7 protein-coding genes are annotated in these 9,409 nt (G+C 43.0%); 2 read left to right on the forward strand and 5 right to left on the reverse strand.

Annotated features, from left to right (window positions below):
- Positions 1-189: 189 nt before the first annotated feature.
- Together V7127_RS25285 and V7127_RS25290 are read right to left on the reverse strand one after the other, a co-directional pair.
- A complete protein-coding gene (locus V7127_RS25285; RefSeq protein WP_335490902.1) occupies positions 190-3,012 on the reverse strand; it encodes a DEAD/DEAH box helicase in 2,823 nt (940 codons plus the stop codon).
- Entirely contained in the window at positions 3,005-4,621 is a 1,617-nt protein-coding gene (locus tag V7127_RS25290) for an SWIM zinc finger family protein (protein ID WP_335490903.1), read from the reverse strand. Before V7127_RS25290 ends, V7127_RS25285 begins: the two co-directional genes overlap by 8 nt.
- A 256-nt stretch (positions 4,622-4,877) precedes the next feature.
- Here V7127_RS25290 and V7127_RS25295 point away from each other — a divergent pair, with 256 nt between their 5' ends.
- Positions 4,878-5,351, forward strand: a complete 474-nt coding sequence (locus V7127_RS25295) for a CarD family transcriptional regulator (protein ID WP_335344538.1) — start codon at positions 4,878-4,880, stop codon at positions 5,349-5,351.
- A gap of 65 nt (positions 5,352-5,416) precedes the next feature.
- Here V7127_RS25295 and V7127_RS25300 read toward each other — a convergent pair whose 3' ends face one another.
- Positions 5,417-5,977, reverse strand: coding sequence for a 3D domain-containing protein (locus V7127_RS25300; protein WP_335490906.1), 561 nt, complete (start codon positions 5,975-5,977; stop codon positions 5,417-5,419).
- 817 nt (positions 5,978-6,794) lie between these two features.
- Between V7127_RS25300 and V7127_RS25305 the strand changes: the two genes are divergently transcribed.
- Complete coding sequence (locus tag V7127_RS25305) at positions 6,795-8,717, forward strand: methyl-accepting chemotaxis protein (RefSeq protein WP_438824066.1); 1,923 nt, start codon at positions 6,795-6,797, stop codon at positions 8,715-8,717.
- A 130-nt stretch (positions 8,718-8,847) separates the two neighbouring features.
- Here the strand turns inward: V7127_RS25305 and V7127_RS25310 are convergent, their stop codons facing one another.
- Together V7127_RS25310 and V7127_RS25315 are read right to left on the reverse strand one after the other, a co-directional pair.
- Positions 8,848-9,066, reverse strand: a complete 219-nt coding sequence (locus V7127_RS25310) for a DUF2922 domain-containing protein (protein ID WP_335490912.1) — start codon at positions 9,064-9,066, stop codon at positions 8,848-8,850.
- 57 nt (positions 9,067-9,123) lie between these two features.
- Entirely contained in the window at positions 9,124-9,327 is a 204-nt protein-coding gene (locus tag V7127_RS25315; protein ID WP_335490915.1) for a DUF1659 domain-containing protein, read from the reverse strand.
- Positions 9,328-9,409 lie beyond the last annotated feature (82 nt).

Genomic DNA, 9,409 nt, shown 5'->3' on the forward strand with positions numbered 1-9,409 from the left:
TCCATCAAGTTAGATTACTTGGACAGGTTTTGTGAAAACCGCGAAAAGCTGTCCATCAAGTTAGGTTACTTGGACAGGTTTTGTGAAAACCCCGAAAAGCTGTCCGGCAAACTTAAATATCTGCAACTTTCCCGGTTATATCGGTTTAGATCGGTCACCTTGAAGATATTTCGCTCCAGCACCACCACGTTAATTCAAAAACACCAAATCCCTCAATTCATCTGTAGAAAGCTCGGTAATCCAGCTTTCGCTTTGGATGATTTGATCGTTCAACGATTGCTTTTTCTCTAGCATGGCATCGATTTTTTCTTCGAGGGTGCCGGTGCAGATCATTTTATGGACGTGGACGAAGCGTTTTTGGCCGATGCGGTAGGCACGGTCGGTGGCTTGGTTTTCAACGGCAGGGTTCCACCAGCGATCATAATGGATGACGTGGTTGGCCGCAGTCAGATTCAAACCGGTTCCGCCCGCCTTTAGGGATAAAAGAAAGACAGGAAACTTCCCGCTTTGGAACTGCTCAATCATCCGGTCGCGTTCATTTTTCGGAACACTGCCATTCAAAAACGGCACCTCGACACCGAATCGTTTCTTAATCATCCCGCGAATAATATTTCCCATTTCAATATATTGAGTAAAGATCAAGCAGCTTTCCCCTTGATCCAGAACCGACTCAACCAATTCATTCAGCTTCTCAAGCTTAGCCGAACGCTCTATCACCTTCGATGGCTTTTCCTCTTTTAAATAAAGAGCGGGGTGGTTGCAAAGCTGCTTCAACCGGCTGAGCATTTGCAAGATTAATCCTTTTCGCTCGAATGCTGATAAACTCTCGATTTGCTCAAATGTATCCTTGACGAGCTGTTCATACAAGGAGGCCTGCTCCGCTGTTAACGGACAGTATTCCTTTTGCTCGAGCTTGTCTGGGAGATTCAGCGCCACTTCTTCGTCTCGTTTCGTGCGGCGAAGCAGGAAAGGGCGGATAAAAGCTTGAAGCTGCCCAACCTTTTCCTTATTATCATCCTTCTCAATCGGGAGGACGAAGCGCTTTTGAAATTGGCCCATGCTGCCTAAATAGCCGTGGTTGGTGAAATCAAAAATCGACCAAAGCTCAGATAAGCGATTTTCCATCGGGGTGCCGGTCAAAGCGATATGATGCTTGCCCTTTAGCCTCCGAACCGCCTTCGATTGCTTCGTTTGCGCATTTTTAATATTCTGTGCCTCATCTATGCTAATCGAGCCCCATTTGACACTCTCGAAATCCTCGACATCTAGAGCGGTCAGTCCGTACGAGGTAAGAACGACATCGGCTGCAGAAGCTTTTTCCACAAACTCCTCACTTTTAGACCGGTTCCCCCCATAATGAAGATACACATTCAACTCAGGGGCAAACCGCTCAATTTCCTTTTGCCAGTTTCCGAGCACGGAGGTCGGGCAAATAATCAGCGCAGGCCCAGAGTCTGCTTCCTCCTCCTTCACTTTTAAAAGGTAGGAAATCAGCTGAATTGTTTTGCCAAGCCCCATATCATCCGCCAAACAAGCGCCAAATCCATACTTGCGCAAAAATAGCAGCCAGCTCATGCCGAGCTTTTGATAAGGACGGAGCTCCCCTTGAAATGCAGCGGGGACTTCCACGAGAGGGATATCCTTAGTATCGCGAAGCTGCTTCACCATTTGCTTCCACTGTCGGTTCATTTCAATTTGAATTCGGGCAAAGGCTTTTGGATTCTCGAGTTCGTCCTCTTGTTCAGATTCATCAGCAAGAAGCTCCTGCTCAATTAAATCGCGGACATGAAGTCCTTCCTTTTCCGCTTTTTTCATTAAATCCTGTATTTGCCGTACAAACCCAGGATCAAGCTTAATCCATCTTCCGCGAATATAAACGAGCCGTCTTTTTTCCTCCACCATGCTGTTGAACTCATCCTCTGACAAATCCACTCCATTCATGGAAATCCGCCAGTCATAATCCAGCATCGCCTGAAGCCCGACAAAGGATGGGCGATGGCTAGTGGACTGCCCTTTAAGACGAGCCTTCACCTTAAGACTGGCATTTTTCATCGCCAGCCACCATGAAGGCAGCAGAATTTCAATTCCTAAAGAAAGGAGAGTTTCACTCGCTTCGGTCAAAAAAGTCCACGCCTCATCCTCTGTTAAGCGGGTCGTAACACCCCCATCCCCCTTAAGCCAAGGAAAAACGTTCAGCCATCTTTCCTGTTCCTTCGTGATCGCCTCTTCGTATTTCCTCCAGCCGCGCGGATAATTCGTATAATCATGCAAATCCACTAGCAGATCCGGCTCTTTTTTTCCACGAAGAAAAATGCTGAGCTCCCATGAATCGTCCATCTCGGCAGGCTCCTCCAGCTTCAGTCCAATGGAAAAAGGAGTCTCGTTTTCCTTGAGACCAATCCATTCCTGCCAGCTTTCTTCGTCAAAATAGGCAGCAAGATCACGGGGAGAAAGCTCACTTCCGCGTAAAGTATTTATTTTTCCACTTAAATCGGCTTTCAGCTTGTGATTACGCTCAAAAAACGCATCCAATGCATGATGAAACATCTCGTGGGTAAAATCCTTAACAGACATTTCCCCAATCATCTGCTCCCAAAAGGAGGAACCAAATTCCTGCACAACCCGGTCAGGCAGCGCCCAGCGGAACTGGCCGTTTTCCCAGGCCGAAAAGTCAGGGATCCATTCCTTTTCGGAAATGGCCTCATAAATAGGAAGAGAGGCAGCTAAACAAATTTGGGCCAGCTCATCCCAATCCCACTCGATAAATGAATTAAATCGTTCCTTCGCAAACAACGTGACAAGCTGCCAGCCGTTAAGGGGAATTTCCTTCTCCTCCGCGGCTTTATGATCTTGAAAAAGAGTTCCATAGAAGCTCTCCTCATGATGATTAAACAGCAGCTTGCCCCAGAATTCAGGTTTTAAAAAAGCCCCCTCATCATTCTGCGCAGAAAGGCTATATAGGTTCGTATCTATATGTTGGACGTAAATTTTTATCTTTCTGATCTCAAGCATCGATTAGCTTTCCCCTCTTACATTCTTCATGAAAGGCACGAAGCCGCTTTGTTTTTTCAAGCAGGGTGTCTAGGAAAAACACCCAGTCATCCTGTCTTTTCAGCTTCTTGTACAACGTCCGGAGCTTTTTCAATTTCCGGACAGCCACGCGGTAATGGTCTCGGCCTTTATGGGAAATATGATTTTGGACCGACTGATGATAAAGCGGCAAAAGCAGAGCCGGTGCATCGTTTTCAATTTCCTTGATTCGGCTCTTTGGCAGCTCGTCAATATCGTGGTCCATTCTGGCCTGCAAATCAATCCAGCGATCAAAGGCGCCATTTTCAAAAAGAAGATATTCATATTCATTAAAGCTGAATGGCAGCGTTTCAACGAGAGCTTTTTCATATAAATCGTCTCTGCCCGTTGCTGAACAGAAAGGTTGTATCACTTTTATGGCAAGATTAGAGAAATTCCGGTTAACATAATGATTCTGCGATAGTTGAAGGTACTCCCGAAGCCTCTTAATAAATTCCTCAACATAAGGACTCATTCGTTTCCATTCCTTCTGTTGAGTAAAATAATCAAGCCAAGTCAGAAAATAGGGAGTCATCTCTTTTTCAGGAACCGCCAAAAGATCAATAGCATCCTCATCTTTCCCCAATAGGATATATTGATGAATAATGGCCACAATGATCGGGAAATTTTTGTCCTTAATGGCCAGCAGTTTTTCGATTTCTTCCTGGCACCAAGCCTTTTTCTTGAAAAATTTCATCCACAGGATTCGATACAATTGAGTTTGTTCAAATTCAAGCGGAAAATCATATTGAAGGATATCGGTGGAATCCCCTTTTAATTTTTCAATAAAATCATCGAAGGCAAAGGGGAGGGAGTGAACCGATAGTTTATGGGTCACATCCAAAATATCCTCCATCAAATCCTGATAAAGATGATGATAGTAACGGTTTATGATTTCTCCCGAGTGCCCGAACTGAATGCTCAGTTCCATCAGCTTTTTAAAGCTAAAGAAGTAGCCAATCAAGTGATAAAGGAGCTTCCATTCCTGCTCAAAAGGTGCATTGGCTTGCCATCGCTTCGTATAGATTTGAAAAAGTTCATTCATATAATAGGGCTTCGGTTCACCGTTCCCGGTCATAATCGTGTCGAAGCTTTCGTGAATGGTTTCCACCCAGTTATCATAATCAGGCTTTTGCCTGCTTGAAGTCGTTAACAGGTCCTTTGCTCTCTGAAGGCCGAGAAGCTTGACCGTTTTACTCTCCTGCAAGGGCTGTCTCCAATCATTCACCCAATCCGTCACACTCTTCGCCTGCGAAAGAAGATAGAAAAACACAGCAAGCTGATGCCGGCAGAACCCATCGGCCGGACACGAGCATTCGCTTAAATTGATAAAATTAGGATCAAGCCTAACCTTTGCAGGCGTCACATCCTGAACCACACCCGTGATCTCGTTCCGATCAAAGCGAACGTGAGAAACTAGGCCCTGCCGAAAAAGCATCAGTCCCTTCTGAACCAAGCGCTCATCATCAGGCGACTTCGGATTCAGCATATCCTTCAATTCATTCGCCGCAAAATCCAACGGTTCGAGGAAATGCTCTGGAATGGTAGACATGGAAACCCCTCCTTTTACAAATAGTCAATAGAAATAATTATATCATTTTTTGGAATGGGGTGTCTTGTCGGTTTCCTAGTTAGGAATCTCTAGCATTGTTGGTCTGATAAACCCCTAATATTCATATGTGAATTTTTTTAAAAAAGTTTCAAGAAATATATTGACGATAATAATTGTTTCGTGTTATATTTAAAAATTTGATAAAAATAACTATCTGTGTTACCATTATTAATGAAGGTAATATGGAGGTGATGATATGTTTCAAATTGGCGATAAGGTTTTTTATCCAATGCATGGGGCAGGTATCATTGAGGCCATAGAAGAACGGGAAATTCTAGGGAAGACACAGGAGTATTGTGTGATTCACATACCATTGAATAAAATGGACGTCATGCTTCCATTGAAAACAATGACGGATTCCGGTGTTCGCTCCATCCTAGACGGAGAAACAATGAAAGATATTTTGTTTGATATTCACAATGTGGAGTCAGACTGCGGCCTTCCTTGGAAGGAAAGATACAAATCGAACATGGAGAAGCTGAAGTCAGGTAGGGTGGAGGATTCCGCTGAAATTGTTCGGGATCTCCTGCATCGCAACAAGGAAAAGTCGCTTAATACGAGTGAACGGCAAATGCTCAATCAAGCGCAGCGGAATATCATAAGTGAACTAAGTTTAATTAAAGACATCAGCGAGTCCGAAGCCGCTGAATTATTAAAACAATCCAGTTAGGACAAACTTCAATAAAAAAAGAGAGTGGCTCAAAATAAGAGTCGCTCTCTTTTTGTCTCTTTAAATTAGTTATACACTTTAATCTTCACGGATTTATTTCCCCACTGAATCGCTTGCTTGTGAGAAGGAATAAACACGTCAATTTTGTTTCCTTTTACAGAAGAGCCTTTATCGGCAGCGATCGCTTCCCCGTAACCTGGTACAAAAACCTTCGATCCGAGCGGTATTACCTTAGGATCAACAGAAATGACTTTCAAGTTTGGATTCTTTTTTAAATTTAGTCCTGTAGCCGTAATGCCGCTGCAGTTTTTGCAGCTAGCTGTATATGCAGTGGCTTTAACAGTAATTTCTTTATAGCTCGCAGCTTTCACAGCGGGAGCGGGCGGTTTGGTTTCAGCAGTTGCTGATGCAGGAGCCACCTTTAACACCTGATTAGGCTTAATCATATCTGATTTAAGATTATTCCATGATTTTAATTGCTGTAGGGTAATTTGATTCTTTTTAGAAATGGACCAAAGAGTATCACCATTTTTTACTTTATATGTATGTTCAGCGGCAGACGCAACATTCGAAAATCCAACTAGTAGAAAAAATACAGTCGTTATTGTGATTAGAAGTTTTTTCATGAGAGATTCTCCTTTTCTTTCTTCTTAAGGAGTATATTAGCAAAGGAAGATAACAGGAATGTTTCAGAATAAAACTATTTTTATTACAAAGTAAATTTGGTTTGTAATATTAGGGTGTTAATAGAGTAGGTGAATATGGAGGTTAATAGGTTATAACGCTCTTCGTGAAGGCAAAATACGGTCGAAGGTAGTTAAGAAGGGTTTATAACACCCTTCGTGAAGGCGAAATGCAGTCGAATGTAGTTAAGAGGGCTTTATAACGCCATTCGTTAAGAGAAAACTCAGTGGAAGGTAGTTAAGAAGGCTTTATAACGCCATTCGTTAAGAGAAAATGCAGTCGAAGGTAGTTAAGAAGGCTCTATAACAATAAAACAGAAGAATCACCCAATCCATGCCCCATAGCTAAGTTAATAATGCGGCAATACGGTAAAAGCCCCCGGCCTCTTCCCTCTTCTACTATGTAATAGCTCCAGCCTTATATCTATTTTTTATAATCAGGAACAAGGTAAAATCAATTTTATGAATATGCTGAATCTTGTTGAAAATTGGCGAATACACGGTTATAATTTTAATGAAAGGGCTTACATAATTTCAATTTAATGGGGGGATTAAGTGCGCCGGCAGATAAATCTTGCAATCAATTTTCTATCATCGCCGTGATTCGAAATGTGAATAAGAGTCCCTTTTGGCTACTTTTAACAGGGTAGCTTTTACTATAAAAGCGGAGAAAGTTGAATATGAAAGGAAGGCCCACATCACCGTGAAAACCAAGCCAAAGAGAAAACCCATTTTTGCATTGACGATTAGGAAAAAACTAATGCTATCATTTATTTTAATATTATTAGTGCCATCTGTAACGATCGGTCTCTCTTCCTATTTAAATGCGCAAAGCAATATTAAGGAAAAAATCCAGATTAGTTCAAGGGAAAATGTTTTAGTTATTGATAAGTTTATTACTAGCTTTATTGAGCCTAAGGGAAATGCAGCGTCTTATTTTGCTGGAAGCTTTAACAAAAGCTCTTTTTCAGAGGGACAGGTCCAAAAAACGATCGAGCAATTGAAGGAATATCAAGTATTGCATCCGGAAGCGATGGTTGTTTATATAGGTTTAGAAGAGAACGGTGATTTTTTCTCTTATCCAGAACAGGATTTGCCTGATGGGTATGATCCTAGAAAGCGCCCTTGGTACATTGGTTCTAAGGCGAAGAGCAATGAAACGTTTATTACGGAGCCATATATTGATGCCTTTACGGGCGGGGTGATCGTGACCATTGCTCACACGCTTGAGGATGGGTCAGGGGTATTTGGGATGGACCTTAGCCTTGAAGCATTAAATCAGCTGACAGAGGGAGTTAAGATAGGAAAGAACGGATATCCGATCCTTATAAGTGCTGAAGGGAACTACCTTGTTCATCCAAAAATTGCAGCAGGCGAAAAGGCAGAAGGCAGCTGGGTTCAGCCTTTATTAGAAAAGAAGGATGGACAGGTCAATGATAGCCATAACCAGATTGATTTTACAACGAACGAAATAACGGGGATGAAAATTGCTGGTGTTATGGACTTAGATGAGGTCAGTCAGGATATGAAACCGATTCTCATGATGACTCTATTAATCGTTGGACTTTTTATCGTGATCGGAGCCGTGCTTTCTTATTTTGTGATCCGGTCGATTACAAGACCTTTGAACCAGCTAGTTGAAGCAACTGGAAAGGTCAGCGAGGGAGATCTGACTCAAACCTTTGATGTTAAAAATAATGATGAAATCAGCCATTTAGGCATTAGCTTTAATAAAATGGTGGGGGCTCTCCGCGAGCTGATCCGTAATATTGATGCGAAATCTGAAATGCTGGCCGCCTCATCGGAGCAGCTGTTGGCAAGCTCGGAGCAAAATAATACTGCAACGGAGCAAATTGTCGATGCCATTCAGGAGGTTGCTTCCGGAACAGAACGCCAATCCAAGATGGTTGAGGAAAGCCATCATATTGTAACGGCGATGTCTGGGGAAATGGAAAGAATGCTGAGCCATTCTCAGGCCGTCCGCGATACATCCATGGACGCTGTAAGCATTGTCAATAATGGAAATCAAGCGATTCAACTAACATCTGAACAAATGACCAATATTCACAAAACGATTAGTAGGCTTAGCGTGGTCATTGAGGATTTAAGAAAAAGGTCAATCGATATTAATCAAATCATTGATGTAATTTCGGGGATTGCCGACCAAACGAATCTTCTCGCATTAAATGCGGCCATTGAAGCGGCAAGAGCAGGGGAAAATGGAAAAGGCTTTGCCGTGGTTGCGGATGAGGTGCGTAAATTAGCGGAGCAATCGTCTAGATCAACTGAAACAATCAGACAACTCATCTCCTCCATTCAAATTGACACGAACCAAGCAGTCGAATCGATGGAAAAGGGAACAACCGAAATCGAAAAAGGAATGGATCTTGCCCAAAGTGCAGGAGAGGCTTTCCACGAAATCAAGCAATTTATCGATCATGTAAGCGCTGAAATTCAAACGATTTCTGTCTCTATAAAAGGAACTTCAGCGGGCACTGAACAGGTAGTTGGCGTTGTACACGGTATCGAAGAAATTGCTGTCAAAACAACAGCAGACAGCCAAAATGTTTCCGCTGCAACCGAGGAACAATTAGCCTCCATGCAGGAAATCGCAGCTTCTGCCTCTTCGCTATCTTATATGGCTGAGGAACTTCAGGAAATAATTAAGCAGTTTAAAATATAAGTGAAATGGTCTACGGGGTGTGCTTGTCGGTTTTTGAGCGCGTGCCCCGTAGTTTTTTTCAAAACACAAAGAGGCCGGTCTGCATAGGAGCAGAACCGGCCTCATTTATTGGGTTAACGATTGTGCGTAACTAGACTAATTCATAGGCGGTGACGCTGCGCTCGATGACTCTTGCTTCTTTTGCCGAAGCAAGAGTGCCGTTCATCGTTTGGAACACATCCGCAGCGATGATTTGCTCCATTGCTAGTTTAACAGCAGCTGGATCAATTGGCTCCTTCGGGTTATCGATGGAAAGTCTTGAAAGCTTTCCTGAATCCGTCACAAATGTTAATTCTAATGATTTTGCCATGGGTTTTGTCCTCCTTTCGCTTTATTAAATGTGTGAATCTAGCTCCAGAGCCCCCGCTTAGCCAAGAATGTCAAAGCTGTCATTTTTGACAATGGTAGATAGGGAGTCTTTGCTAAGGGATGCGATTGCCGTTGCCGCCTGAAAAAGCTGATCAGCTGTCGCCATCTTTTTGACATTTCCAAAAGTGCGCGACTTGAAAATCGGTTCGCCCTTCTCGTTTAATCCCGTTTCGAACGTTAGACGAAGCCGTGTCTCGATCATTAATGCCTCTGCCATGTTGATCACCTCCTCTCACTCTTTATATATAGGGGGAAGGGAGGAAAGGACAGGGGTGGGATCATTT

The sequence above is a fragment of the Bacillus sp. JJ1773 genome (assembly GCF_036962035.1).
Lineage (GTDB): Bacteria > Bacillota > Bacilli > Bacillales > Cytobacillaceae > Cytobacillus.